The organism is Streptomyces agglomeratus (genome assembly GCF_001746415.1).
Lineage (GTDB): Bacteria > Actinomycetota > Actinomycetes > Streptomycetales > Streptomycetaceae > Streptomyces > Streptomyces agglomeratus.
The window spans coordinates 1281142-1307961 of record NZ_MEHJ01000001.1; the positions used below are offsets into that span (position 1 = coordinate 1281142).

The 26820-nt window shown below is 69.9% G+C and carries 16 protein-coding genes and 3 pseudogenes; 12 read left to right on the top strand and 7 right to left on the bottom strand.

The window, feature by feature from the left end; translation table 11 throughout:
- The first annotated feature begins 11 nt into the window (after positions 1 to 11).
- Positions 12 to 2168 carry a UvrD-helicase domain-containing protein gene (locus AS594_RS05290; protein WP_069933419.1) on the top strand — a complete coding sequence of 719 codons (2157 nt, stop codon included), beginning with the start codon at positions 12 to 14 and terminating at the stop codon, positions 2166 to 2168.
- Between the two features lie 9 nt (positions 2169 to 2177).
- Here AS594_RS05290 and AS594_RS05295 read toward each other — a convergent pair whose 3' ends face one another.
- Together AS594_RS05295 and mscL are read right to left on the bottom strand one after the other, a co-directional pair.
- Complete coding sequence (locus AS594_RS05295; RefSeq protein WP_069933418.1) at positions 2178 to 3830, bottom strand: N-6 DNA methylase; 1653 nt, start codon at positions 3828 to 3830, stop codon at positions 2178 to 2180.
- A 301-nt stretch (positions 3831 to 4131) separates the two neighbouring features.
- Complete coding sequence (gene mscL / locus AS594_RS05300) at positions 4132 to 4605, bottom strand: large conductance mechanosensitive channel protein MscL (protein ID WP_079148483.1); 474 nt, start codon at positions 4603 to 4605, stop codon at positions 4132 to 4134.
- A 265-nt stretch (positions 4606 to 4870) separates the two neighbouring features.
- On the opposite strand from mscL, the gene AS594_RS05305 reads away from it, so the two are divergent.
- The 9 genes and pseudogenes from AS594_RS05305 to cimA form a co-directional block, all read left to right on the top strand.
- Positions 4871 to 5500: a hypothetical protein gene (locus AS594_RS05305; protein ID WP_069933417.1), complete on the top strand. Its 630-nt coding sequence runs from the start codon at positions 4871 to 4873 to the stop codon at positions 5498 to 5500.
- Positions 5501 to 5597: 97 nt separating this feature from the next.
- Positions 5598 to 5867, top strand: a complete 270-nt coding sequence (locus AS594_RS05310; RefSeq protein WP_069933416.1) for a hypothetical protein — start codon at positions 5598 to 5600, stop codon at positions 5865 to 5867.
- Positions 5868 to 6221: 354 nt separating this feature from the next.
- A complete protein-coding gene (locus tag AS594_RS05315) occupies positions 6222 to 7730 on the top strand; it encodes a glutamate synthase subunit beta (protein WP_069933415.1) in 1509 nt (502 codons plus the stop codon).
- A 255-nt stretch (positions 7731 to 7985) separates the two neighbouring features.
- On the top strand, positions 7986 to 10538 hold the full coding sequence (locus AS594_RS05320; RefSeq protein WP_079148277.1) for a Pls/PosA family non-ribosomal peptide synthetase: 2553 nt from the start codon (positions 7986 to 7988) through the stop codon (positions 10536 to 10538).
- A 17-nt stretch (positions 10539 to 10555) separates the two neighbouring features.
- Entirely contained in the window at positions 10556 to 13885 is a 3330-nt protein-coding gene (locus tag AS594_RS05325) for a non-ribosomal peptide synthetase (protein WP_069933414.1), read from the top strand.
- A 12-nt stretch (positions 13886 to 13897) separates the two neighbouring features.
- Complete coding sequence (locus AS594_RS05330; protein ID WP_069933413.1) at positions 13898 to 14917, top strand: TauD/TfdA family dioxygenase; 1020 nt, start codon at positions 13898 to 13900, stop codon at positions 14915 to 14917.
- Positions 14914 to 15984 carry a 2,3-diaminopropionate biosynthesis protein SbnB gene (gene sbnB, locus AS594_RS05335; protein ID WP_069933412.1) on the top strand — a complete coding sequence of 357 codons (1071 nt, stop codon included), beginning with the start codon at positions 14914 to 14916 and terminating at the stop codon, positions 15982 to 15984. The genes AS594_RS05330 and sbnB overlap by 4 nt, the downstream gene beginning before the upstream one ends.
- A 97-nt stretch (positions 15985 to 16081) precedes the next feature.
- Positions 16082 to 17089 carry a 2,3-diaminopropionate biosynthesis protein SbnA gene (sbnA, locus tag AS594_RS05340; protein WP_069933411.1) on the top strand — a complete coding sequence of 336 codons (1008 nt, stop codon included), beginning with the start codon at positions 16082 to 16084 and terminating at the stop codon, positions 17087 to 17089.
- A 347-nt stretch (positions 17090 to 17436) separates the two neighbouring features.
- A pseudogene (gene cimA / locus AS594_RS05345) lies at positions 17437 to 19005 on the top strand (citramalate synthase); the annotation flags it as partial.
- Between the two features lie 342 nt (positions 19006 to 19347).
- Here the strand turns inward: cimA and AS594_RS05350 are convergent.
- Together AS594_RS05350 and AS594_RS47200 are read right to left on the bottom strand one after the other, a co-directional pair.
- Complete coding sequence (locus AS594_RS05350) at positions 19348 to 19986, bottom strand: response regulator (protein WP_069933410.1); 639 nt, start codon at positions 19984 to 19986, stop codon at positions 19348 to 19350.
- 10 nt (positions 19987 to 19996) lie between these two features.
- Positions 19997 to 21214 (bottom strand): annotated as a pseudogene (locus AS594_RS47200) (sensor histidine kinase); the annotation flags it as partial.
- A 181-nt stretch (positions 21215 to 21395) separates the two neighbouring features.
- Between AS594_RS47200 and AS594_RS05360 the strand changes: the two are divergent.
- Together AS594_RS05360 and AS594_RS05365 are read left to right on the top strand one after the other, a co-directional pair.
- On the top strand, positions 21396 to 22484 hold the full coding sequence (locus AS594_RS05360; RefSeq protein WP_069933408.1) for an ABC transporter permease: 1089 nt from the start codon (positions 21396 to 21398) through the stop codon (positions 22482 to 22484).
- Positions 22481 to 23152: pseudogene (locus tag AS594_RS05365) on the top strand (ABC transporter ATP-binding protein); the annotation flags it as partial. The gene AS594_RS05360 and the pseudogene AS594_RS05365, both read left to right, overlap by 4 nt.
- A gap of 137 nt (positions 23153 to 23289) precedes the next feature.
- Here the strand turns inward: AS594_RS05365 and AS594_RS05370 are convergent.
- The 3 genes from AS594_RS05370 to AS594_RS05380 form a co-directional block, all read right to left on the bottom strand.
- Positions 23290 to 24198, bottom strand: coding sequence for a helix-turn-helix domain-containing protein (locus AS594_RS05370; RefSeq protein ID WP_069934970.1), 909 nt, complete (start codon positions 24196 to 24198; stop codon positions 23290 to 23292).
- 239 nt (positions 24199 to 24437) lie between these two features.
- On the bottom strand, positions 24438 to 24938 hold the full coding sequence (locus AS594_RS05375) for a MarR family winged helix-turn-helix transcriptional regulator (RefSeq protein WP_069933406.1): 501 nt from the start codon (positions 24936 to 24938) through the stop codon (positions 24438 to 24440).
- Positions 24939 to 25234: 296 nt separating this feature from the next.
- Entirely contained in the window at positions 25235 to 26440 is a 1206-nt protein-coding gene (locus AS594_RS05380) for a PP2C family protein-serine/threonine phosphatase (RefSeq protein ID WP_240508941.1), read from the bottom strand.
- Positions 26441 to 26820: the final 380 nt, after the last annotated feature.

Consider the following 26820-nt stretch of genomic DNA (forward strand, 5'->3'; position numbering starts at 1 on the left):
GAGTTCACCTCGTGCCACAACTCGCGTTCGCCAACAGCTTCTGGGAGAGCTACGACGTCCTGGAGAAGCCCGTCAAGGCAGGCGTACGCAAGGCGATGCAGAAGTTCCAGCTGCTCTCCGTGCCCGAACTGCACGCGGACAAAGGGCTCCACCTCGAGTCCGTGCACAACGCGCGGGACGCACGCATGCGGACCATCCGCATCAACGACTTCTGGCGCGGTGTCGTCCTCGCCCCTGACGACGGCAGCGATGTGTTCCTGCTCGTCAACGTCGTACGGCACGACGACGCGTACACCTGGGCCGCCAAGCGGCTGTACACGACGAACTCCGTGACGCGCGCGCTCGAGGTCCGCAACGTGGTCGCCATCGAGCAGCTGACCCCGGCTCTGGAAAAGGCGGCCGCCGCGGCCGACTCCCTGCTCTTCGCGAAGTGCTCGGACACGGTGCTGCACGAACTGGGCATTGACGAGCAGGTGTTGCGTGCGGTGCGGACGATCGTCGACAAGGCGCAGCTCAAGGCGTTCGAGACACTGTTGCCGGAGGACCAGTGCGAGGTGCTCCAGTACCTCGCCGAAGGATTCGGCCCCGACGAGGTGTACCGGGACGTGGTCGCCGTCCGGCGCCCGGTCGACGCGGGCCCCGACCCCGACGAGAGCCTCGCCGTCGCCATCTCCAACACCACGAACCGCATCACCCTGGTCACCGGCCCCGAAGAACTTGCGGACATCCTGGAGAAGCCGTTCTCGGCCTGGCGTGTATTCCTGCACCCTTCACAGCGCCGCGTCGCCTATCGGGTGTCGTACGGCGGTCCGGTCCAGATCACGGGCGGTCCGGGGACGGGCAAGACGGTCGCGGCCCTGCACCGCGTCAAGCATCTCCTGACGCGCTCGCCCGACACCCGCGTACTGCTGACCACGTACACGAACGCCCTGGCGGGCTCGCTGCGCGAGAACCTGTCCCTGCTCCTGGACCGTGACGACGCGCTGCTCGGCCGCGTCGATGTGACCACGGTCAACGCCTACGCTCACGGCGTCGTCACCCGTCTCGAAGGCAAGGCCCCCTCTCCCATGAACGACCGGGAGGAACGGCAGCTGTGGCAGCGGGTCGTCAAGCAACTCGGGCTGCCGTGGACGGAGCAGTTCCTGGCTCAGGAGTACCGACACGTCATACTCGCCCAAAACCTGCGCGGACGTGACGCCTACCGCAACGCCCTGCGGCGCGGGCGCGGCAGCGCGTTGGCGTCGGCACGACGCGACCAAATGTGGTCGGCCATGGAGCAGTTCGAGTCAATGCTGCGTGACCAGCAGGCCACGACGCATCTGAAGGTGTGTGCGCGTGCGGCCGACCTCCTGGCTGGGTCGGCACCCACGCACGACCACGTCGTGGTCGACGAGGCGCAGGATCTGCACCCCGCGCAGTGGCGTGTCCTGCGCGGCGCGGTGACACCCGGCAGCGACGACTTGTTTATCACGGGCGACCCGCACCAGCGCATCTACGACTCGAAGGTCTCGCTCGGCTCCCTGGGCATCTCGGTGGCCGGCCGCACCCACCGTCTGCGCATCAACTACCGATCCACCGAGGAGATCCTCGGCTGGTCGACCGGCATCCTGAGCCCCGTGTCGGTCGACGATCTGGGCGGCGAGGGAAGCGACAGCCTGGCCGGTTACCGCTCCCTGCTGCACGGCCGGGCTCCCTGCGTGGAGGGGTACGGCTCCGAGCAGGCGGAGGTCGCGGCGCTCGTCGAGCGCGTCGAAGGCTGGATAGGCCAAGGCATCAGGCCGTCGGAGATCGGTGTGTGCGCCCGCTTCAACGTGCTGCTCGACAAGGCGTACGAGAAGTTGACCGCGGCCAAGATCCCGGTGGTCCGGGTCAGGGACAACCCTGGGCCCGGCACGGACGGGGTGCGGCTTGCCACCATGCATGCCATGAAGGGGCTGGAGTTCCGCTGCGTGACCGTGCTGGGGGTGACGGCAAGCGCGGTGCCGTTCGCCCGCGAGGTGACACCGGCCATGGTGGACGCTCTGCAGCGCGACTCGGATCTGCTGCGGGAGCGATGTCTGCTGTTCGTGGCGTGCACGCGTGCGCGGGAGGCGTTGGCGGTGACGTGGAGCGGGTCGGCCAGTGCGTTCGTGCCGCAACCGCATCGGCGTACAGGACAAGTGGCATGACGCCCCCTGTCAGCTCTCCGGGGCGAGCGCGCCGTTATCGAGTCCGTCCCTTGCCAGGGTCGCCGCGTCCCGGGTCAGCTCCACCACTCTTCGCGCTCGTTGCTCGAACTCCTGAAGCGCGCGGAAGGCTGCCCCATACCGCCGTTGCTCAGTGATGTCCATCTGCGGGATACGGGCGCCCTTGCCGTCGAGGCGGAAGGTGCCGCTGGTGCTCGTGGAGCGCCGGGTGTTGGCCGCGCTGCGCAGGAAGCCTTGCAGATAGTCGGTATCGAGCTGGTCGCTGATCGAGACCGGTTCCGGATCGCCGTGCTCGACGAGGCCTGCGCGCGCAAGGTCGGCGACGCTGACGGTGGGCCCCTCCAGAGAGCTGGGGCCATCGCTCGCGACCAAGGCCGGCAGCAGCTCCGCCAACAGCCTCACCTCATCGGTCAGCTGCCGTCGCAAGGTCTGGTATTCAACCGCGTAGTCGCGATGGGACCCCTCGACATGACGGCCGGGCGTGAGGTCCACGACTTCGTCAAGCAGATCGATCAGGGGAACTTCCGCCACTTGCGGGGGCTCCGGTTCCAGCGAACCGTCCGGGTCGCCTGCCGTCAGATCGACCATGCGGACACTGGTGACGGCATCCCCCTGGGTCCGAGGGCGGCGCAGGTGCCAGAGGTGGACCGGAAGCGCGTGCGAGGCCGCCGAGCCCGATGGGAGGGCGGTGACCTGCGTGAGGATGCCCCGACGTACGAGCTCGGCTCGGATTCGGCGGCCCGCCTTGCGGTAGGCCACCGAGGCGGGCAGGACCACGAGGACGCGACCGCCGAGCGCGGTGTGGGCATAGGCGTGCTGGAGCCAGGCGAGCTCGCCCTCGGCGCGAGACGGGGTGCCGAACTCCCAGCGGGAGTCGAGCAGCAGATCCTCACGCCCCCAGTCGGGCGCACCGACGGGGGGATCGCAGATGACCAGGTCGGCCTTGAGTTCCGGCCACTGGTCGCCACGCAGGGAGTCCCCTGTGACGACGCGGACACCGGCGTACCCGGTGAGGTCAGCCCGCAATTGCGCGAACAAGGCACTGCGGGCGTCGGAGTCCTGGCCGTAGCGCTTGGGGCCTCGCTCAGGGCCGACCGCGAGCAGGAGGGTACCGATGCCGCATGCCGGGTCGAAGAGGGTGGCGTCAGACGCCACCTCACCGGCGAAGTGGCGTACTGCGCGGATGATGCGCGGTGAGGTGATCTGATCCGACCCGGCTCGGCGCACGGAGTCGGTGAAGCGCTCGGCGAGGGCGCTCACCGCCTCGGCCGCACCACCACTCCCTGCCAGATCCTGCGCGAGCCGTGCGACGCCTGCCGGGAGCTTCCGAGGATTCTTTCCCCCGGTGAGGAGGCAGGCGACATCTACGAGCCCGTTGAGCATGTCGTCACCGTACGACCCACGCAGCGCCTGCCACAGCTGTACTTCCAGGGACACTTCCTGCCCCTTGCGCTGCCTGTTGAGCCAGGCTTGCACCTCAGCGAGGTCGAACAGCGGACTGTTGACACCGCCGCCCAACGGCTTCGGAAAGTCGTCGTAGCGTCGCCGCCAGTTCGAGACAGCGGCGCGGGTGACGCCCGCAAGCCTGGCGATCTCGGACCCGGTGACCAGCGAATTGGTCTGTCGGGCAGGGGTGTCCGTCATAAAGACAACCGTACACAGCGCGGTCGCAGCTATCAATGCATCCTTTTGTTGACGTCGTCAACGATGATGACTTCCAGGCTTGCTCCCCACCAGGGGACAACTGTGGCAATGCAGGAGTATCCGCCGGGTCACTACTTCGTCAGAGCGCACCCCTGCAGTGGGGTCCCGTCGCGGCGGTCTTCAAGTCGGCGAGCCGGGAGCCTTGCCGACCGAGCGCTACCTTCCTGTGTTATTGCAGGTCAAGCGGGGCCTCGCCACAGTACAACGAGTGGCATGCGACGCCGTCCAACCGCGCGAGGGCTCATCGGCGGCCGGCGTCCGCGGGCGGGCCTGCCGGGGGCGGGATGTCTCCGTCGGGCGCTCCGCGTGGTGACGTCAGCTCGCTGGTGCAGTGCCCGCACCGGTACGCCTGGACGGGGACGGGGTTGAGGCATGCGGGGCAGTCCCGTTTGTCCGCCTGGACATCCTGGTGCGGGGCGAAACGCTCGTGGAGTTTGTTGACCGGCAGAACGACCAGGAAGTACAGCGCGCAGGCGATGAGCAGGAAGCTGATCGTGGCGTTGATGAAGTTGCCGTACGGGAAGACCGTCTCGCCGATCATGAAGGTCTTGCGGCTGAAATCGCCCGTCGCCCCCGTGGCCAGGCCCACCATGGGGGTCAGGAACGCCTTGACGAAACCGTTGACCACCGTCGTGAACGCCGCGCCGATGACGATACCGACGGCCAAGTCCACCACATTCCCGCGCAGCACGAAGCTGCGGAACCCGTGCAACAGATCCTTCACCAGCTCAGCCCTCTCCTCCGCGTCCCGCCGTCGCCGCCCAGCCAGCCGGGCGGCCGGGCGGCTGCGCTCCTCGCACACCTTGCCGAATTCGGGGCCGCCACACCCGCCGCGCCAAAGCGCCGCGACCGGGCCCCCTTGCGGCAGCGGCCCGGCGTCGTAGCCCGTGTGCGCGCCCCGCCTGGCCCGCGCCGGTGATCACGCCGAGGCTGGTTTGCGGTGCCCTGGATCGCAGGGCGTGAATCGAGGAAGGCTTCGAATGTCAGAACGCAACACAGCTCTGCGCAGCCTGCACGACATCGGGCTGGCGGCCTGGTTCGGTGGCTCACTGATGGGCGCCATCGGCCTCAACGGGGCGGCGAACAAGTGCGGGGACGACGAACTGTCCACCGCGCGAATCGCCAGCACCGGCTGGGCGGCCTGGACGCCGGTGAACGCGGCGGCGATCGGCGCTCACCTGGTGGGAGGGGCCGGCCTGCTGGGTGCGAACAGCGCCCGGGTGGCCTACCAGCAGGGAGTGGGTGCCTCCACGGTGGCCAAGCTGGCGCTCACGGGAGCGGCCCTGGCCGCGACCGCCTACACCCGCGTCGTGGGTAAGAAGGTCGAGCTCGCTTCGTCCCCGGACCCCAGGGACGCCGAGATGGCGGCGGAGCACCCGGTCAAGCTCGAACAGGCGCAGCGCCAGCTCGCCCTGCTGCAATGGGCCGTGCCCGCTCTGACCGCGGGCGTACTGGTCCTCAACGCCCTGCACGGTGAACAGCAGCGCCCCGAGCAACAACGGCTGGGGATGCTCCGCCGGGCCGCCTCACCCCTCGTCACGGCCGGAGGCACCAGCCTGGCCGCCGTTCGGCGGGCGCGTGAGCACGGCATGCCGGGACGGCACTGCTGAGCGTGATGAGACGCCGCCCCCTCCACGAGATCATCCGGCACTCGCGCACCCTCCCCCCGCCCCTCCCAGCCCTGCACTGCCACCCAAGGAGAAGTCCATGGCAAAGGTCACCCAGCCTGTCACCGACGACAGCATCAAGGTGCGCCAGCTCAGTCACTACCAGTTCACATGGGTCGCCGGCGGTCCCGGGGCGCCAGGGACCATCACCTTGCAGCTCGTGCTCGACGAAGGCGCGACGGAAGAAGTACTCACCGTTGACGCGGACGACGCGGACGTCCTCCAGGACCTGCTCTCCGGGACGTCAACCGTGCACTACGACATCGGCCGCCGCACCCTGATGTTCGGCGTCACACCCGTCGGCAGCTGACACGTCACCACCGACCGCGCACCACACCCTGTGCACTACAGATTGCGCACTACAGACTGTGCACTACAGACCGTGCACACAGATGCGTGCGGCGCTCGGTTCTACGTCGCTCTCTCATCGCAGCGAATCAGGCCGGCCCGAGTTCGCCACACCGGGTCGGCCGCCCTGTCGGCCACCGTGTTGGCCACCCGGTCCCGCTCCTCCGGGACGTCCTGCGGAACGACTGCCCGGACGCGGCGTCCGTGCGGCCTCGCCGGGCCAGGCGCACACCCCCGTCTCAGTGCAACCTCGGCACAGGGGGCATAAAATAGGGGCGTCGTAATGCACCGCAGTCCAGCACTGGAGGCGGCGCACATGACCGATCCTCACGGCTTCCTCAGAATCCCCCGCAGGCCCAGCGCGGCACGCCCCGTCGAGGAACGGCTGAGCGACTGGAACGAGGTCCACGCGGGCCAGCCGCTGCTTCCCCTGGTGTCCGAGCAGGCCCGGCGCTGCATGGACTGCGGCATACCCTTCTGCCACAGCGGCTGCCCGCTGGGCAACCTCATCCCGGAGTGGAATGCGTACGCGACGCACGGCGACTGGCGTGCCGCGGCCGAGCGGCTGCACGCGACCAACAACTTTCCCGAGTTCACCGGTCGGCTGTGCCCGGCACCGTGCGAAGACGCTTGTGTACTGGCCGTCAACGCCGAGCCGGTCACCATCAAGAACGTGGAACAAGCCATCGCCGACCAGGCCTGGGAGCGGGGCTACGCGTCACCCCAGCCCCCGGAGCGGCTGAGCGGGAAGACCGTCGCCGTCATCGGGTCGGGACCTGCCGGGCTGGCGGCGGCGCAGCAGCTCACCCGGGCCGGCCACACCGTCGCGGTGTACGAGCGCGCCGACCGGGTCGGCGGGCTGCTGCGCTACGGCATTCCCGAGTTCAAGATGGAGAAGCGGTACCTGGACCGCCGTATCGAGCAGATGCGGGCGGAGGGTACGACGTTCCGCACCGGGGTGCGAGTCGGCAGGGACCTGGACGCCACCGACCTGCGCAGGCGCCATGACGCGGTGATCGTCGCCGTCGGCGCCACGGCGCGCCGTGAACTGCCCGTCCCCGGCCGTGCGCTGCACGGCATCCATCAGGCGATGGACTACCTGACCCTGTCCAACCGGACCAGGGAGCGTGACTACGTCACATCGCCCGTCACCGCCGAGGGCAAGCACGTGGTGATCGTCGGCGGCGGGGACACCGCGTCGGACTGCCTGGGCACCGTGCTGCGCCAGGGTGCCGCCTCGGTGACGCAGCTGGACATCAACCCCGTGCCGGGTGACACCCGGAGCGAGACGGAGCCGTGGCCCGTGTACCCGAAGGTCTACCGGATCTCCCATGCGCACCACGAGGCCCGGGAGCGTCACGGTACGGACCCGAGGGTCTTCTCCAGCGCCACCTTCCGCTTCGAGGGGGAACCGGCCGGCCATGTGCGCGCGCTGCTCGTGACGGAGGTGGAGCCGGTGTCCAGAAGGCCGCTGCCGGGCACCGAGCGGGCGATCCCGGCCGAGCTGGTGCTTCTGGCCCTCGGGTTTTCCGGCCCGGAGCAGGACAGCGGCCTGATGGAGCAGCTCGGGCTCGCCCTGGACGAGCGGGGGAACTTCGCCCGTGACCCCGCCTTCGCCGCCGCCTCGGCGGATCAGCGGCAAGGGACCGGACGCGCCGAGCCACAGGGCGTCTTCATCGCGGGCGACGCGGGACGCGGCCAGTCGCTGGTGGTGTGGGCCATCGCGGAGGGACGGGCCGCGGCGGCGGCCACCGACCGGTACCTGACCGGCTCCACGGCGCTCCCGGCCCCGGTCTCCGCGAGGGACCGGCCCATGACGGCGTGACGCCGTAACTGCGTGACGCCGTGACTGCGTGTCGGCGCGCCCGCGTCACGACGTAACTGGCCGTCGGCGCGCCCGCGTCACGACGTAACCGTGTGATGACGTCGTGTCACGGCGCTACTATCACTGATCACACGTCAACTCTCCGTGGTCAAAAGAGTTTGACGCGCGATCCGCTCCGAGTGGCATCCCGTCGGCGAACGACCGAGACTGGAAGGTGATGAATCGCGACCGGAAGAATTCTCTTCAGGGGTTCGCATGGAAGAAGAATCCGTCGAGGTTCTGCCGTCCGCGCCGGACGAACCCGCATGCGCCGAACGCGGATACACCGAGCCGGCGACCGATACCGAGAGGGACTTCGCCGAAGTCCTGGCCGACGTCGTTCACGTTGAGCGAGTCTCGGTGGACAGTCATTTCTTCGACGACCTGGGTGCGAATTCCCTCGTCATGGCGCACTTCTGCGCGAAGGTGAGGAAACGCACGGACCTTCCGCCGGTCTCGATGAAGGACATCTACCGGAACTCGACCATTCGAAGTCTCGCGGTGGCACTGGGGGAAACCGCCCCCGCCGCTGTACAGCCGTCGGCCCCGGCGCGCGCCGAGGTGGTGGAACCGGTCGGCACGTTCCGGTATTTCCTGTGCGGAACGGCCCAGTTGCTACTCTTCCTCGGCTATTTGTTCCTGGCAGCGACCGTGACCGCCCGCGGCTACGCCTGGGTCTCCAACGGCTCGGGGGCAGTCGGCGTCTACCTGCGCTCGCTTGTCTTCGGCGGCGTCGCCTTCGTGGGCCTGTGCGCGTTCCCGGTCGTCGCCAAATGGATTCTGGTCGGCCGGTGGAGCACCCGTGAGTTCCCCGTCTGGGGACTGACGTACCTGCGCTTCTGGACCGTCAAGGTACTGCTCCACGCCAACCCGATGATCTTCTTCGTCGGCAATCCCTTGTACGTGCTGTACCTGCGGTCACTCGGCGCCCGGATCGGCAGGCACGTCACGATCCTCTCCCGCACCGTTCCGGTCTGCACCGACCTGCTCACCATCGGCGCCGGTACGGTGATCCGCAAGGACTCGCACTTCCTGTGCTACCGGGCGCATGCCGGACGTATCGAGACCGGCCGGGTAACCCTGGGCCGGGACGTGTTCGTCGGCGAGAAGACCGTCCTCGACAACGACACGTCGATGGGTGACGGCGCGCAGCTCGGCCATACGTCGGCGCTGTACGGCGGCCAGCGCGTCCCGGACGGCGAGCGCTGGCACGGATCGCCCGCCCAGCGCACCGAGGTCGACTACGTGCGGGTCGCTCCGGCGCCCTGCGGCACGCAGCGCCGTACCTGGTACGGAGCGCTCACCGTCCTCCAGTTGTTCCTGCTGTACGTGCCCCTGACGGTGGGGGGCTTGTACAAGCTGTCGGCGGTGGTCCCGGCGCTGAGCGACGTGCTCGACCCCGGCACAGCGGGCTTCACGTCACCGCAGCTCTACCTCGACTCCTTGATCATCTCCACTGCGCTGTTCTCCGGCCTGGTCGTCATCGGCCTCGCCGCCCTGCTCACCGTGCCGCGACTGCTGAACCTGGTGATGACGCCCGACAGGATCTATCCGCTGTACGGCTTCCACTACTCGGTGCACAGGGCGATCACGCGCCTGACGAACGTGAAGTTCTTCCTCTGGCTCTGCGGAGACAGTTCGTACATCGTCAACTACTTGCGCGGTCTCGGATACGACCTGTCGCGGGTGGAGCAGACCGGGTCGAACTTCGGCTCCGACGTGCAGCACGAGACCCCCTACCTGGCCTCCGTGGGCAGCGGGACGATGGTCGCCGACGGGCTTTCCCTCATGAACGCGGAATTCTCCAGCACGTCGTTCCGGGTGTCCCGGACGTCGATCGGACCGCACAACTTCCTGGGAAACCACATCGCTTATCCCTCCGGCGCGAGGACCGGCGACAACTGCCTGCTCGGGACGAAGGTGATGGTGCCTCTCGACGGCGAGATACGCGAAGGTGTCGGTCTGCTCGGATCTCCGTGCTTCGAGATTCCCCGCTCGGTGGAACGTGATTCCCGGTTCGACCATCTGCGGACCGGGCGGAGGCTGCGCCGGAACCTGGCCGCGAAGAACCGCTACAACATCCGCACCATGGGCTGCTGCCTCCTCGTACGGTGGCTCCATTTCTTCTTCCTCACGCTCCTCGGCCTCGCCGCCGTCGACCTGCACGGCGCACTCGGCCAGGTGGTGATCGCCGCGTCGCTGATCCTCGCCCTGGTGTCCAGCACGGCCTACTTCGTCCTGTTGGAGCGCGCCTTCACCGGATTCCGCCCGCTGAAGCCCCGGCTGTGCTCGATCTACGACCCGTACTTCTGGTGGCACGAGCGCCTGTGGAAGGTGCCCGACCACTACCTGAACATCTTCAACGGAACTCCATTCAAGAACGTGATCTGGCGATCGCTCGGAGTCCGGATCGGCAACAAGGTCTTCGACGACGGTTGTTACGTGACGGAGCGGACGCTCACCACCATCGGAAGCGCCTGCACTCTCAACGCGGGGAGCAAGATCCAGTGCCATTCGCAGGAGGACGGCACCTTCAAGTCCGACCACAGCGCGATCGGCGACGGCTGCACCGTGGGTGTCGGTGCCCTCGTCCACTACGGCGTGACGATGGGCGACGGCGCGGTGCTCGCCACCGACTCCTTCCTGATGAAGGGCGAGGACGTACCGCCACACGCTCGTTGGAGCGGAAATCCCGCGGTGGAAGCGCGTGAGCCGCGCGCCGTGGAGGCGCGTGACAGCCGCGGTGATCCCGTGACACGGCGACGGTGAACGGAGGGAGAGCGGACATGCGGACGGAGGCCGGCCGGAACTTCTGGAGCGGTGTGCTCACCGCCGGCGGTTCGACCGCGCTCCCGCGCTGGGCGCCGGAGCCGGTGCCGGGGACGGCCACGCACGAGGCGGTGGTCCCGGACGACGTCGCGGCGGCGCTGCACCGGCTCGCAGCGAAACTGGCCGTACCGTTCAGCTCGGTGGTGCTCGCGGCGCACGCCAAGGTGCTCGCGGCGCTGTCCGGTGACGCCGAGGTCAGCACGGGCTACATCGCCGCCGGGGTCCGCCGGCCGCTCCCCTGTCCGCTGACGACCGCACCGGAATCGTGGCGGGAACTGCTGGTACGGACCCGCCGGACCGAGTCGGAACTGCTGCTGCACAAGGACTACCCACTCGACGGGCTCAGGCGCGAGCTGGGCCTGGCCGGACCGTCGACCGAGGTGGTGTTCGACCCGGCCGACGGCGGCGCGGACCTCCCCGGAGATGCCGTCCTGGGGCTGGCGGCGCTGCGGGACGGCGGGAGTCGCTCGCTGCGGCTGCGGTACCGGCGCGACGCGCTGGACGCCGGCGCCGTCGGCCGGATCGCCGGCTACCACCTCACCGCGCTCGCCCACATAGCCGCCAATCCGGACGCGGAGCACCGGCGGCAGAGCCTGCTCAGCGCCGAGGAGTACCGGTTCCAGATCGAAGGACTGGCCGGGCCGCACCGCGACCTGCCGGACCGCAGGGCCCACGAGCTGTTCGAGGAGCGGGCACGGGCCCACCCGGAGACCGTCGCGGCCGTGCACGGTGACCGGCAGTGGACGTACCGCGAACTCGATGAACGAGCCAACCGGCTCGGACGGGCCCTGCTGGCACGGGGGTTGCGGCACGAGGACGTCGTCGCCGTGGTGACCGAGCGCAACCTCGACTGGGCGGCCGCCGTGCTCGCCGTCTTCAAGGCAGGCGGGGTGTACCTGCCCATCGAGCCGCACTTCCCGGCCGAGCGCATCGCGGCCACGCTGTCCCGCGCCGGGTGCGGGCTCGTGCTGACGGAACGGGGCAGCACCGGCACGCTCGACCGGGCTCTCGGTTCGCTGTCCGCCGGCCCGTCGCCCGGAGTCCGGAAGGTCCACGTCGACGAGGCGTACGCCGAGGGCCACGCCGGCGCCGATCTCGGCGTCCGGGTGGCGGCCAGCCAGCCGGCGTACATCTACTTCACCTCCGGTTCCACCGGCGAGCCCAAGGGCGCGATCTGCGAACACGCGGGCATGCTCAACCACCTCTACGCCAAGATCGACGACCTGGAGATCCGGCCGGGTCAGGTGGTCGCCCAGACCGCTCCCCAGTGCTTCGACATATCGCTGTGGCAGCTCCTGGCCCCGCTTGTGGCGGGAGGGCGGACCCTGCTGGTCGAGCAGGAGGTGATCCTCGACGCCCGGCGGTTCGTGGACAAGATCGCCGACGGCGGGGTCACGGTGCTCCAGGTCGTGCCGTCCTACCTCGACGTCGTACTGTCCTGCCTGGAGCAGCGCCCCCGAGCGCTGCCCGGCCTGCGGTACGTGTCGGTCACCGGCGAGGCGCTCAAGAAGGAGCTCGTACAACGCTGGCTCGCGGCCGCGCCGGAGATCCGCCTGGTCAACGCCTACGGGCTGACCGAGACCTCGGACGACACCCACCACGAGGTCATGGACAGGGTTCCGGACACCGACCGGGTGCCGCTCGGCCGGTGCGTCAACAACGTGCGTGCCTACGTCGTCGACGAGTACCTGTCACCGGTGCCGCTCGGAGCACCCGGCGCGATCGTCTTCTCCGGCGTGTGCGTCGGCCGCGGGTACGTCAACGACCCCGAGCGCACGCGGCAGTCCTTCATGCCCGATCCGCACGGCCACGGCCGGCGCCTCTACCGGGGCGGCGACTACGGCCGCTGGCTGCCCGGTGGGAAGCTGGACTTCCTCGGCCGCCGGGACAGCCAGGTCAAGATCCGTGGCTTCCGGATCGAGATCGGCGAGATCGAGAGCGCCCTGATGCGGGTTCCCGGCGTCCGCGACGGTGCGGTGGTCGTCACCGAGCGGCCCGGTCGCGGCAAGCACCTGGTGGCCTTCTGCACCGGCCCGCGGCCCCTGGATGCCGGCGTCGTGCTGGACCGGCTGGGCGAGTCCCTGCCCGCGTACATGGTGCCGTCGGCCCTCCACTGGCGGGAAAACCTGCCGGTGACCGCGAACGGCAAGACCGACCGGAAGGCGCTGACGGCGCTGGCCGGCGATCTCGACGCGGCCGGCGAGCACCGTGACGCACCGACGGCGCCGGCCGGGTCCATGACGCCTGCCGAGCAGCGGCTGGCGGCCGCCTGGGCGCAGGTGCTCGGTGTTCCGCAGGACCGGATCGGACGGCTGGACCACTTCTTCGACCGGGGCGGCACGTCGTTGTCGGCGGTGAAGCTGGCGGTTGCCCTGGACCGCGCGGTGTCCCTCAAGGACGTGGCACGTCACCCGGTGCTCGCCGACCTGGCCCGGCTGCTCGACGGCGGGGCCGAGCGGTCCTCCGGGCTGCTGCAACCCCTGTCGGTACCGGACGGCGCCCGGACCGGCGCCCTCGTCTGCTTCCCCCACGCCGGCGGCAGCGCGCTGAGCTTCGAGCCGATGGCCCGGGCCTTGCAGGGCACCGGACCGGCGGTGTACGCCGTCGAGCCGCCCGGCCACGACGTGACGGCCGAGGGCGGAGCCTTCGCGTCGATCGCGCAGCTGGTGGACGACGTCAGCGCCGAGATCGTCCGTCGCGGCCTGACCGGGGTCCTGCTGTGGGGTCACTCCGCGGGCGCCGCACCGGCCCTGGAGACGGCGAGGAGGCTGGAGGAGCGGGGAGTCGGTGTCCAGCGGGTGTTCGTGGCAGCGCAGCTGCTCGGTGACGCCGCCGGCCGGCGCGCGGCCGCCGCCGAGCTGACCGCGCTGAGCGACCGCCGGATCGCCGCCGGACTGAGCGCGAGCGGGGAGGGCGGCTTCCCGGGGCTCGATGCCGCGCAGGCCGAGCACGTCGCCGCCGCATACCGGCACGACATGGTGTCCGCCCACCGCTATTTCGCGAACGCCCTGGACAGCCCGCCGGCCGTGAAGGCGGCCGCACCGGTCACGGTCGTCGTGGCCGCCGACGACCCGCTCACCGCGGGGTTCCGGGAGCAGCACCGCGACTGGGAGCTGCTGGCCGGTCGGGTCGTCCTGTACGAGCTCGCCGACGGAGGTCACCACTTCCCGCGCACCCGCCCGGCGGAAGCGGCGAAAGCCGTGCTGCGCGCCGCCGAATGGCCGGTTCCCGTCCTCGGCCGGCGCAACGGAGCATCCGACGTGTCCGGCGCGAGCGACGTGAGTTGAAAGGAGACCGAGATGCCGATCTCATCCCCGGCGTCACCGCTCGACCTCGAACTGCGATCCGGCAAACCCCCCGTGCTGCACGCCCGGGCCGCCGACGGCACGCCGCCCGGCGACCCCGGCCACTGGGCGGCCGAGCAGCACGACGCTCTGCACGCCCTCGTCGCCGAGCACGGTGCGGTCCTGGTACGCGGCCTCGGGCTGCGTGACGCGGACGGGACCGGCACCGTCTTCCGCCGGCTGGCCAAGGCCCTGATGACCGAGAAGGAGGCCTTCGCGGCCCGGCGGGCCTACGCGCCCGGCGTGTACTCCTCGGCCCAGTGGCCGCCGAACCAGCCGATGTGCATGCACCACGAGCTGAGTTACGCCCTGGAGTTCCCCGGGCTGATGCTGTTCGCGTGCCTCGGCGCCCCCACCGAGGGCGGAGCCACCGCCGTGTCCGACTCGTCGGCCGTACTGGAGGCGCTGCCGGGCGAGCTGACCGAACGGTTCGAGCGGGAGGGCTGGCTGCTCACCCGCAGCTACAACGACGACATCGGGGCCTCCGTGGCCGAGGCGTTCGGCACGGAGGACCGCGCCGCCGTCGAGAGCTACTGCCGCGCCAACGCTATCGAGTTCGCCTGGCAGCCGGACGGGTCCCTGCACACCAGGCAGCGCCGCAGCGCCGTGGTGCGCCACCCGGTCACCGGTGCGCGCTGCTGGTTCAACCAGATCGCGTTCCTCAACGAGTGGACGATGGCCCCGGAGGTGCGCGAGTACCTGGTGGACGTCTACGGCGCCGACGGCCTGCCGTTCAACACCCGTTACGGCGGCGGCGATCCCATCGGCGCGGACGTCGTACAACTGCTCAACACGACCTACGAGGACAAGACCGTGCGCGAGCCGTGGCAGGCCGGCGACCTGATGATGGTCGACAACGTCCGCACGGCACACAGCCGGGAGCCCTACGAGGGACCCCGCGAGGTGCTGGTCGGGATGGCCGATCCGGTGCGCCTGGCCGACTGCTCGCCGTCCGTGGAGGTGACCACAGAATGACTCCCAGGCGTTCCTCCGCGCTGGAATTCTTCCTGCGCGAGCCGATGAGCGTACCGACGTTCGCCGTCGTCTCCGGCGCCCAGGTCGAGGGCGTGTTGCAGGGGCGCGAGAAGCAGATCGTGGAACTGGTGGAGGCCACCTACCGGCTGCACAGCGCCGGTGACTGCGTGAACCCACCGTCCTACTTCCTGCGGTTCCCCGACCGCCCGTCCTCGCGGATCATCGCGCTGCCCGCCTCGATCGGGGAGCCGATGCGGGTGGACGGCCTGAAGTGGATCTCCAGCTTTCCGGACAACGTGGCGGCCGGCATCCCGAGGGCCTCGGCGGTGCTGATCCTCAACGACCATCGCACCGGCTACCCGTTCGCCTGTCTGGAAGGCTCCATCATCAGTGCCACCCGGACGGCCTCCTCGGCGGCCCTGGCGGCCCAGCGGCTCAGCGACGGCCGGCCGCGTCCGACGCGCCTCGGGTTCGTCGGGGCGGGCCTGATCGCCCGTTACGTCTACGACTTCCTCGCGGCCACGGGCTGGTCGTTCGACCAGATCGGCGTGCACGACCTGTCCGCCGACAGCGCGGCCGGGCTCCGGTGCTACCTGGAGCAGTCGCAGACCACCGCACGGATCACCGTGCACGACAGCGCCGAAGAGCTCATCCACTACAGCGACTTGGTGGTCTTCGCCACCGTCGCCGCGCAGCCGCACGTCAGCGACCTGTCGTGGTTCGAGCACAACCCGTTGGTGCTGCACGTGTCGCTGCGCGACCTGGCGCCGGAGATCATCCTCGGCTCGTTCAACATCGTCGACGACGTGGAACACTGCCTCAAGGCCAACACCTCGCCGCACCTGGCCGAGCAGCGCACGGGCAACCGGGACTTCCTGCACGGCACGCTGGACGACGTGCTGGGCGGACGGGTGACGGTTCCGAGGGACCGGCCGGTCGTGTTCTCGCCGTTCGGTCTCGGCGTTCTCGACCTGGCGGTGGGCAAGTACGTCTACGACGAAGTGGCCCGCTCCGGGGAACTGCACGTCATCGACGGCTTCTTCCACGAACTGCGGCGGCACGGATGAGCAGCCGCCGGTTCCCGGCAGGCCGGGCGGTCACAGAGCCGCGAGGCCGCCACCGACAGACGTACGAGAGTGCTCCACCGCAAGCGAGGAGGCCATCGTGCCCGTCATAACCGTTCCCCACGCCTTCAACGAGGAGGACCTGTACGTCGACCTCCGGCCGATCTTCGGTCAGTCGCTCTTCCTGAAGTGCGAGGGCTTCAATTTCGCCGGTTCGATCAAGCTGAAAACCGCGATCGAAATGGTCGAGGGCGCCGAACGGGACGGCATCCTGACGCCCGAGTCGATCATCGTCGAATCCTCGTCCGGGAACCTGGGCGTGGCACTGAGCGTGATCGCCGCGAGCAAGGGCTACCGGTTTCTGTGTGTGACGGACCCCCGCTGCAACCTGGCCACCAGGCTGATGATGGAGGCGCTGGGCAGCCAGGTGCACGTCATCGCCGCCCAGAAGGCCCAGGGCGGCTTTCTCGGCGCACGGCTCGCTTACGTCCGCGCGCTGTGCGACTCCGACGACCGGTACGTGTGGCTCAGCCAGTACACCAACCCGAGCAACTGGAAGGCGCACTACCGCACGACGGCGCCGGAGATCGCCCGTGCGTTCCCCGATGTGGACGTCGTGTTCATCGGGGCGGGCACCACGGGCACCCTGATGGGCTGCGCGCGGTACTTCCACGAGCGGCACCGTCCGGTGCGGGTCGTCGCGATCGACAGCGTCGGCTCGGTGTCCTTCGGAGGTCCCCCCGGCCGCCGGATGATCCCCGGGCTGGGCATGAGCGTGCGTCCACCGCTGCTCGACGAGTCGTACGTCGACGAGGTCGTCCACGTCGAAGAGGCGAACACCATCCGTACCTGCCGCCGTCTGGCCAGACACGGGTTCCTCTTCGGCGGCTCCACCGGAACCGTGGTCAGCGGCGCGATGGGCTGGCTAGAGCGGCACGACACCCGCGACCTCACCGCGGTGGCCATCGCCGCGGACCTCGGTGAGCGCTACCTCGACACCATCTACCAGACCAACTGGCTACAGGCCCTCTACGGCGAGGACGTACTCGACACCGCCGCCCGGACGGCCGGCTCCCGGCCGCGCGGAGGAGGCACCGCAACGGCCTGACCGCCGCGGCGCCCGTCTGCCGGGCGCCGCGCGCTCACCCGGCCGTGGCCGAGCAGGTGACGCCGGGGGCTGTAGGAGTACGCGCCGGCTCAGACGGTGCGCCCGGATGGTGAGATGACCTTTCCGCGGTGGCCGGTTCGTGTGAGACTGCCCGCCATGCAGCGTCGGCTCATTATTAGCGCCAGCGTGCCGGCACCGAGGTGACCCGGGGGCGATCCCTCCCAGGCGGCTCACCGCCCGCACGCAGACCTCTCGCGTTCCGCGAGGGGTCTTTTTGTTTTCTTCATCAGCAGCCCTGACGCAACGGCCTTACCCGGCCCGGCAGACCTGGACAGGAAACACCCGCCATGACACACGACGTCTTTCACGTCTTCGACACCACGCTGCGCGACGGCGCGCAGCGCGAGGGCATCAACCTGACCGTCGCGGACAAGCTGACCATCGCCCGGCATCTGGACGAGTTCGGCGTGGGGTTCATCGAGGGCGGCCGGCCCGGCGCCAACCCGCGTGACACGGAGTTCTTCGCCCGCGCGCGGCAGGAGATCGCGTTCAAGCACGCCCAGCTCGTCGCTTTCGGCGCCACGCGCCGCCCTGGCGTCCGGGCCGCTGACGATTTGCAGGTCAAGGCGCTTCTCGACTCCGGTGCCCCGGTCATCACGCTCGTGGCCAAGTCGCACGACCGGCACGTCGAACTCGCCCTGCGCACCACCCTCGACGAGAACCTGGAGATGGTCCGCGACACCGTCGCCCACCTGCGCTCCCAGGGCCGCCGCGTCTTCGTCGACTGCGAGCACTTCTTCGACGGCTACCGCGCCAACCCGGACTACGCGAAGGCGGTCGTGCTAGCCGCGCACGAGGCCGGAGCCGACGTCGCCGTCCTCTGCGACACCAACGGCGGCATGTTGCCCGCGCAGATCCAGGCCGTCGTCGCCACCGTCCTCGCCGACACCGGCGCGCGCCTGGGCATCCACGCCCAGGACGACACCGGCTGCGCGGTCGCCAACACCCTCGCCGCCGTCGACGCGGGTGCCACCCACGTCCAGTGCACCGCCAACGGCTACGGCGAGCGTGTGGGCAACGCCAACCTCTTCCCCGTCGTCGCGGCCCTGGAGCTCAAGTACGGCAAGCAGGTCCTTCCGCCGGGCGCGCTCGCCGAGATGACCCGCACCTCGCACGCCATCGCCGAGGTCGTCAACCTGACGCCCTCCACCCACCAGCCGTACGTCGGCGTCTCCGCCTTCGCGCACAAGGCCGGCCTGCACGCCTCCGCGATCAAGGTCGACCCCGACCTGTACCAGCACATCGACCCGGGCCAGGTCGGCAACCACATCCGGATGCTCGTCTCCGACATGGCCGGCCGCGCCTCCATCGAGCTCAAGGGCAAGGAACTCGGCATCGACCTGGGCGACGACCGCGAGCTCGTCGGCCGCGTCGTCGAGCGCGTCAAGGAGCGCGAGCTCAAGGGCTACGCCTACGAAGCGGCCGACGCCTCCTTCGAGCTGATGCTTCGTGCGGAGGCCGAGGGCCGCACGGAGAGCTGTTTCGAGCTGGAGTCGTGGCGGGTGATCACGGAGGGCGGGCCCGGTGTGTCGCGCCAGGCGGAGGCGACGGTGAAAATCCGCGCTCAGGGCAGGAGGACCGTCGTTACCGCCGAGGGCAACGGCCCGGTCAACGCCCTCGACCGGGCGATGCGCCAGGCGTTGAGGTCGACATACCCGGAGGTGTCTTCCTTCGAGCTGAGCGACTACAAGGTCCGCATCCTGGACGGCCACCACGGCACCGAGTCCACGACCCGGGTCCTCGTCACCACCAGCGACGGCAACGACGAGTGGTCCACGGTCGGCGTCGCGGACAACGTGCTCGCCGCGTCCTGCGAGGCACTTCGCGAGGCCCTCACCTACGGGCTCCTGCGCGCTCGGCGCGGAGCAGGCGGGCACGGCGGCCCCTCGCCGCTCGCAGGAGCGCCGGAGCCGGACGATGCGGCGTGCACGCTCAGCGTGGCGCTCCGCGACAGCCGTGGAGCGCTGGGTCGGATCGCCGCCACGCTGAGCAGCATGCCGGTGCTGGCCCTGCACTACGGGGCGGCGGGCGCTTCCCGGGCCACCGCTGAGATCCGGGTGCCCCGGGCCCACGTGGCACGTGCACGCGGCAGGCTGAACCGCATGGTGGACGTACTGGACGTCACCGTTTCGGTGGCCCGGCCCCGGTGAGCCGCTGCCGTCCGTCAGGTGACCAGTCGTACGGGCGCGGGGCGGGGCTCACTGGCGGCGGATGAGGCCGAGGTCGGTGGCGGTGGCGACGGCGGCGGTGCGGGAATCGACGCCGAGCTTGGCGAAGATGCGGGCCAGGTGGGACTTGACGGTTCCTTCGGTGAGGTGGAGCCGGTCGCCGACGGCCTGGTTGGACAGGCCCTCGGCGACCCGGGCGAGGACTTCGGTCTCGCGTCGGGTCAGGGCGATGCCGGGGGTACGCAGCCGGTTCATCAGCCGGTCCGCGACGGCGGGTGCCAGGGTGGTGCGGCCCGTGGCGGCGGTGCGGACGGCGGCTGCCAGGTCCTCGGGCGGGGCGTCCTTGAGGAGGTAGCCGGTGGCGCCGGCTTCGATGGCGGGCAGGGTGTCGGCGTCGGTGTCGTAGGTGGTGACGATCAGGACGCGAGGTGCGCCGGGGCGGGCGGTGATGGCGGCGGTCGCCTCGGCGCCGTTCACGCCCTCGCCGAACTGGAGGTCCATGAGGACGACGTCGATGTCGCCGTGGGCGGCGCGGGCGACGGCGTCCTCGGCGGTGGCGGCCTCGGCCACCACGGTCATGCCTTCTTCGGTTTCCAGTACGGCGCGGAGTCCGGCCCGTACGACGGGGTGGTCGTCGGCCAGGAGCAGGCGGACGGGGGTGTCGGTCACGGGCGGGCCTCGGGGTGGGGCCGGGTGTGGGGCCGGGGATGGGGTCGAGGTGCAGTTGGGCGGCCAGGGCGGTGCCGTGGCTGGGGGCGGTCTCGATGGTGAGGGTGCCGCCGAGAGCGTGGACGCGGGCGCGCATGGCGGCCAGTCCGAACCCGCCGGCCTCCGGGTCGGGAGCGGGCACCTGGTCGGGGTCGAAGCCGCGTCCGTCGTCGACGACGTCGAGGGCGACGTGATCACCGAGGTAGCTGAGGGTGACGTCGGTGGTGGCGGCCCCGGCGTGGCGGACGGTGTTGGCGAGGGCGGACTGGGCGATGCGGAGCAGGGCGACCTCGTACGCGGTCGGCAGCGGCACGGGGTCGCCCGTGAGGTGGAAGCGTGCGGTGATCCGGTGGCGGGTGCTGGTGGTGGCACACAGGCGTTCCAGGGCGCCGGCGAGGGTGGTGCCCTCCAGGGAGGGCGGGGCGAGGGCGGCGACGAAGCGGCGGGCCTCAGCGAGGTTGTCGACGGCGGCCTGCCGTGCCTGGTCGATGTAGCGGACGGCGTTCTCCGGTGCCCGCGGCAGGGCGCGTTCGGCAGCGCGCAGCAGCAGCTGGATGCTGGACAGCCCCTGGGCGAGGGTGTCGTGGATCTCGCGCGCGAGGCGTTCACGTTCGGCCAGCACTCCGGCCGCGTGCTGCGCGGTGGCCAGATCGGCACGGGTGGCGGTGAGTTCTTCGATCAGGCGTCTGCGCTGTTCGCTCTCGCGGTACAGCGCCTGGTACCCCCACACCACCGCCACCGCCACAGCGGCGCCGAGGGCCGGCCCGATCGCCATCGCGGGGCTGAACGAGCCACGGTGCGCGGCGAAGCCGGTGGTGGCCACCACCGCGGTGGTGACCACCGCGGCCAGACCGGAGCGGCGGGACAGCAGATGGAGCTGAAGGAAGTACAGCGGGAACGCCACCCACACCCCGTCGGAGGACAGGGCCAGCAGCACCAGCCAGACAGCGCTCACGGCGGCCAGCCACAGTGCGGCGGCCCGTCGTGAGCGGCGTACCCGGGGCAGGATAGGCCCGGCCGCGTAGATCACGGCACACGCCGCAGCCGTAGTGACGATCAGTCCGGCGTGCGGGCGGTGGTCGGTGACGGCCCGGCCGGCGGCCAGAGCGAGCAGGGCGATGACCAGCAAGTGCAGGCACCAGGCCAGGGCACGCGGGGTCGGGGTCAGGGCGGGGGCAGTGGTGTTCACAGTTCTTCCAGGCTAAGGACACCCCCCGGTCCGCGCCTCCATCGAAAGTTGCAAGCCGCGTGCCGCCTTTCGATGCGGCAAGTGCTGTCCTGGGCCAGATGCCCAGGTGGGGGTCTGACGGCGACGGTGGAGTCATACCGCTTCCATCCCGTGACAACCATGCAAAGGCAGGCCCAAGCCCGTGTTCGTCGCCTGGAGAGACCTCAAGTTCGCCAAAGGGCGCTTCGCCCTGATGGGCACCGTCATCGTGCTGATCACCCTGCTGGTCGGGCTGCTGTCCGGGCTGACTGCCGGGCTGGGCCGGCAGAACATCTCCGCGATCACCGACCTGCCCGCGGACAGGATCGCCTTCGGCACGCCGGGCAGCGGCGAGGAGTTGTCGTACTCCAACTCCACCGTCACCGAGAAGCAGTGGCAGCAGTGGGCCGAGGCGCCCGGCGTGAGCAGCGCCGAACCGCTGGGCATCACCACCACCAAGGCAACCGCCGGCAACCGGAGCACCGGGGTGTCGGCCTTCGGCGTGAAGCCCGGTTCCGCGCTCGCCCCCGACAGCACCAGAATCTCCGATCGCGCGACGGTCCTGTCCACCGCCGCCGCCGACGGCCTCGGCGTGACGGCGGGCGACACCTTCACCCTGGCCGGACAGAAGGTGACCGTCGCCGCGGTGAGCGGGGACGCCTCCTTCAGCCACACCCCGGTCGTCTGGACCAGCCTCGACGCCTGGCAGCAGGTCGCACCCCCCACGGGCAAGAACGACGGACCGGTCGCCACGGTCATCGCCCTGAAGACCTCCTCCGGCACCGATGTGAAGGCCACCGACGAGGCAGCGGACACCAAGACGGTCTCCAAGGACGACTCGCTGTCCGCGATCGGCTCCTACACCTCCGAGAACGGCTCCCTGCAATTGATGCGCGGCTTCCTGTTCGCGATCTCCGCCCTGGTCATCGGCGCCTTCTTCACCGTGTGGACCATCCAGCGCAGCGGCGACGTCGCCGTCCTCAAGGCGCTGGGCGCCTCCACCGGCAACCTGCTCAAGGACGCGCTCGGCCAGGCTGTGATCCTGCTGACCGGCGGCACCCTGATCGGCACTGGCATCGCCGCCGGCCTCGGCGCCCTCGTCGCCGACTCAGCCGTGCCGTTCCTCCTCACCCCCGCCACCGTCCTGGTTCCGGCTGTCGTGATGATCGCGCTCGGCGCGCTCGGCGCCGCCCTGTCCATCCGCCGTATCACTTCCGTCGACCCGCTGACCGCCCTGGGGAGCGCCCGATGAGCCTTGACCTGACCGACATCACCCTCACCTACCCCGACGGCGAGGACCGCCTGACCGCCCTGGACCGGGTCTCCCTCCAGGTGCCGAAGGGCAGCCTGACCGCCGTCGTCGGCCCCTCCGGCTCGGGCAAGTCCAGCCTCCTCGCGGTCGCCGCCACCCTCATCACGCCCGACGCCGGCACCGTCACCATCGACGGCACCTCCACCACCGGCCTGACCCGCGCAGAACTCACGGAGCTGCGCCGCCACAAGATCGGCATCGTCTTCCAGCAGCCGAACCTGCTGTCCTCCCTCACCGCCGCCGAACAGCTCCAGGTCATGACCCAGATCGACGGCCGCCGGCCCCGCACCGCCCACCGCCGGGCCATGGAGCTCCTGGACGCCGTCGGCCTGGCAGACCAGGCCGCACGGCGGCCCCACCAGCTCTCCGGCGGACAGCGCCAGCGCGTCAACATCGCCCGTGCCCTGATGAGCGACCCCACCGTCCTCCTGGTCGACGAACCCACCAGCGCCCTGGACCACGAACGCGGCGCCGCCGTCATCGACCTGATCACCCGCCTCACCAACCGGCAGGCCACCGCGACCGTCCTGGTCACCCACGACCGTACCCACCTCACCGCGGTCGACCAGATCGCCGAAGTCCGCGACGGACGCCTGCGCCTCCCGGCCCAACCCGCTGATCCGCTGATCCGCACCATCAACGCGTGCACCGACAGCGCACGTTGGTCCCGAAACGGTGCGGGCCCCGGCGATGTCGGGGCCCGCACCATTGGGCTGTGTCCGTATTCGCGCGGCCAGTGTCCGGGTCAGGTCTGATCCGCTGCGCGCAGGGCCCGCGCCAGCCATTCCAGTTCCCCGGTCGCTTCGGGCGACGCGTTCTGCCCGCGCACACGGGCGACGAGCCGGCGGTAGTGCTCCGCTCCTGCCTCGATCCCGGCCTCCCGGCTGCGCAGCACGGCGGCCCGATCGGCGTCACCGAACAGCTCGGACAGCACCTCGGCCGCCGCCGGCCCCTCGGGGGCGACCCCGCCGTTTCTGACCTCCGCGACGGTCTGCACGATCTGCCTGGCCCACCAGATGGACGCCCGGGGGGGACGGCCCTGCCCCGGTACGGGCGTGTTGAGTTCCATCCATGTGCGCAACCGGGTGCGGAAACCGGGGTCCCGCACCAATTCGGCCAGTTCGATCCAGGCGTCGACCTGCGCAGGTGTGGGATCGTCGGGCAATTCGATGCTGTAGGCGCGCATGCGGTCGCGCAGGCGCGGGTCGTCGAGGCCGCTGAACACCTCCTCCTTGAACTCGTCGATGATCTGCTTGCGCTCGGCGGCGGAAAGCCGCGCCAACCGGTTCATCAGTGCTGTCTCCTCAACGGTGGAACCCCGTTTCGCCACGGTGGACAGGACGGCCCGGCTCACCTTGAGGGAGCGGATCTGCGCGTCGAGCGCGGCCACATGCGCGTCGGCGACCTCGGCGACCGTGGTGCGGCCGCTCAGGACACGGCACACGTCGTCGAGCCCGAGGCCCAACTCCCGCAGGGTGCGGACCAGTTCGACGCGGGCCACGGACTCGGCGTCGTACAACCGGTAGCCACCCGCGGAGCGGGCCACAGGCGGCACCGCCCCCTCGTCCGACCAGAAGCGCAGGGTACGCACCGGAAGTCCGGTGCGCTGCGCGAGCCGGCCAATGGTGAGCAGGTCGGGGCGTTCGTCGTCCATGGGCAAGATCCTGAACCCTCCGGCGGCTGGAGACTCAAGTGCCTCGGTGCGACAGCCCGTGAGTTCTTCACCGGCCGATCACGCGAAGGAGAGAAAAGCCCCGGGTCAGGAGCTCAGGACCCCGGCAAGAACCACGGGAATCAATGGGATGTCGCACCGTCATGAGGTGCGAATCGCTTACGGGTTGACGGGATCGGGTTCTGTCCGGCGTCTTATCGGCGAGGAGCCGGACGGCAGGACTAGGCGATGTCCGCCGAGCGCTCCTGGCTGATTGACTCGACGGGAAGGCCGAGGTGTGCGGCGGCCGTCTGAAAGGCTTCCAGACCTTCGGCCAGCGCGGCCAGATTCGCCGGAGTCATCTGCTGGAGCACGGTTTCGACCTCACGCGCCCGGAACGCACGGGACTCGGCGAGAACAGCGCGTCCGCGCCGGCTGAGGTGCACTTCGATCTCTCTGCGGCTGGTGGTGCTCGGGTACCGCTCAACGAACCCGGCGGCTTCCAGGCGGTCGCACAGGCGGCTGACGGACGACGGTCGCGTACCGAGTACCTCGCCCAGCGCCCGCAGATTGACACCCTCCTGCCCTGCCAGCGCCGTGAGCGCACGCAACTGAGAAGGCGAGAGCGGGCCGGAAGGCGCGGCTTCCTGCCCACGTCCCCAGAGCAGCTGCAAGAGTTCCGACACCGCGCACGCGGCGTGTGCCACTTGTTCACGGTCAGCGGAATGCAGAGTGCGGGGCATTGGACCACCCTCTCACTCGTGAGAGTGGTTTGTCAGCTCCCGCCAATTCACCATGCCTATTGCTCGTGCCAGCGGCCTTGCGGCGTGCCTGCTCACCGCTTCAACGAGACGCCGCGCGCCTTGGACGGGATCTCCGCGGCTGTCCGGTGAGACCGCCGGCGCAAAGGATGAGGAGGTCGCCCCGGCAAAGGCCGGCGGGCACGTCCCCTGTCGGTGGAAATTCCTTCCCACCCCTCAGTTTTTGCCAGGCGCGCGAGCCGGGCGTCCGGTCGGCGGGCAGGGCCGAGGGTCGCCGCTCAGTTCGCGGACGGATCGGCGCGGCCGAACCAGTCCAGGCACAGGACCAGCGCGTCGTCTTCGGCGTCCGCGTCGCGGTAGGAGGCCAGTTCCTGAAGGAGCGCGCGTGGCACAGCAGCAGCCGGCAACAGGCTGACGGCCTGGATGGCCCGCGCCAGAGCCCGCTCCCCGTATGCCTCCCCGGCACCCGAGACGGCCGAGTAGACGCCGTCGCTGACGAAGATCAGGCGGTCGCCGGGCAGCGCCTCGAAGTCCTGGGCCGTATAGGCGGTCTCGTCGAACATGCCCAACGGGAGCTGCGCCTCGAAGGCGACGTGCTCGACCATCTTGTCCCGCTGCCGCCACAGTTGAGGTGAACCGGCGTCCACCACCTGCCCCCGTCCGGTGGCCAGTTCGAAGGACAGGAGCAGAGTGGACACGTACTGCGCTCCGCGATACTGCGCGTAGACGGCCTGGTCGGCCAGGGCCGCCTGATCGGCGATGCCGATGCCGGCCCTGCGGGCGTTGCGCAGGGCGTTGACGGCCAGATTGGTGAGCAGGGACGCCTCGATCCCCTCCCCCATGCCGTTGGTGACGCTGAGAGTCAGGCTCTCGGCCGAGGACGACCAGTCGAAGTTGTCGCCGTGGATGTCGTAGGCCGGCTCCAACTGGGCGCCGATCGCGTACTCGGGGCGCTTGCACGCGCGGGCCGGCAGCAGTTGCCACTGCATCTCCGATGCCAGGGTGAGGCGACTGGCACGCCGCGCCTGCAAATACAGGTCGGTATCGCGCTCGGCGACGACGATCTCATGCCCGAGCAGTTCGGCCAGCTCGGTCAGTTCCTCAACGGTGTCGGGCGTGCATCTGTGTTTGGGCAGGCGCACGGTCAGGATGCCCAGCCTGTCCCCGCGCACGGTCACGGGCAGATGCAGATCCACGGCCCCGCCCTGGGCCACGTACTGACCGAACGGCTCCTGACTCCCGAACGCGCGGCCTTCGGGACTCGATTCCACCGGCAACGGCTCCGACGTATGGGGCAAGGCCGTCACCGGCTGGAGGCACGTGAGACTGTAGTCGGCCATCAGCAGGTCGACCTCGACGGCTTCGTAGTACGCGATCAGCGCGGCTCGCATCGCGTCGAAGAGCGCATGGGGCGCCGCAGTGCGCACCGCGCGCCCAGCAGCCAGAATGTTCGTCACGATAAAAGCCATTTCGTCGAGAATCATACATATAGGGATTTTGAGCAGACATGCTGCCACGAAGAGGGCGGGCGCCCGGCCCAGCCTCGGCGTCCAACCCTCAATGGCCGTCGCGGCCGCAGGGGCAGCACCCAACTGTTGCCCCATGGCAAATGTTTACTCTACCGAGGTACCACCGCGCCAGGCGGTCCAACTGCCCACGCACTGCGCCGGTCTCGGCACGGCGCCTGGTCTCGACAGAGATCGAATCGCTCAAGTAAGGCGTAAAGCGGATCGGGCAGCGCACCGACCCATTACTTCGACGAACTCCTCGATCTGCGACATGCGAATACCCTCGCCTCCCTTTCGCCACGGCTTCGTCGTTCGACGACACCGCGATCTCGGTTCAGGGAATTGCATGTACCCCC

Coding starts and splice junctions, on each gene's coding strand:
- AS594_RS05375 (WP_069933406.1), bottom strand. CDS start 24,938: ATGCCCCGCACTCTGCATTCCGCTGACCGTGAACAAGTGGCACACGCC.
- AS594_RS05305 (WP_069933417.1), top strand. CDS start 4,871: ATGTCAGAACGCAACACAGCTCTGCGCAGCCTGCACGACATCGGGCTG.
- AS594_RS05370 (WP_069934970.1), bottom strand. CDS start 24,198: ATGGACGACGAACGCCCCGACCTGCTCACCATTGGCCGGCTCGCGCAG.
- AS594_RS05315 (WP_069933415.1), top strand. CDS start 6,222: ATGACCGATCCTCACGGCTTCCTCAGAATCCCCCGCAGGCCCAGCGCG.
- sbnB (WP_069933412.1), top strand. CDS start 14,914: ATGACTCCCAGGCGTTCCTCCGCGCTGGAATTCTTCCTGCGCGAGCCG.
- AS594_RS05330 (WP_069933413.1), top strand. CDS start 13,898: ATGCCGATCTCATCCCCGGCGTCACCGCTCGACCTCGAACTGCGATCC.
- AS594_RS05325 (WP_069933414.1), top strand. CDS start 10,556: ATGCGGACGGAGGCCGGCCGGAACTTCTGGAGCGGTGTGCTCACCGCC.
- AS594_RS05295 (WP_069933418.1), bottom strand. CDS start 3,830: ATGACGGACACCCCTGCCCGACAGACCAATTCGCTGGTCACCGGGTCC.
- AS594_RS05320 (WP_079148277.1), top strand. CDS start 7,986: ATGGAAGAAGAATCCGTCGAGGTTCTGCCGTCCGCGCCGGACGAACCC.
- AS594_RS05310 (WP_069933416.1), top strand. CDS start 5,598: ATGGCAAAGGTCACCCAGCCTGTCACCGACGACAGCATCAAGGTGCGC.
- AS594_RS05380 (WP_240508941.1), bottom strand. CDS start 26,440: ATGATTCTCGACGAAATGGCTTTTATCGTGACGAACATTCTGGCTGCT.